1 pseudogene is annotated in these 244 nt (G+C 70.5%); it reads left to right on the forward strand.

Annotated elements, in window-relative coordinates:
- Positions 1–244 (forward strand): annotated as a pseudogene (locus tag SB816_RS34225) (type 1 glutamine amidotransferase domain-containing protein); the annotation flags it as partial.

Below are 244 nucleotides of genomic sequence, written 5' to 3' on the forward strand. Positions count from 1 at the left end.
GGCGGGCATGGCCCGCTATGGGATCTCGCCGAGGACCTGCATTCGATCGGCCTGATCGAGCGCGCGCTGGCGGCCGGCAAGCCGGTCGCGGCCGTGTGCCATGCGCCGGGCGTGCTGCGCCACGTGAAGGACCCGAAAACCCGCGAGTCGGTCGTGCGCGGCAAGCGCGTGACGGGCTTCACCAACAGCGAGGAAGCGGCCGTCGAGCTGACGGAAGTGGTGCCGTTCCTCGTCGAGGACATGC

It is taken from the genome of Achromobacter sp. SIMBA_011 (genome assembly GCF_046535435.1).
In the GTDB taxonomy this organism is placed as follows: Bacteria; Pseudomonadota; Gammaproteobacteria; order Burkholderiales; family Burkholderiaceae_B; genus Achromobacter; species Achromobacter dolens.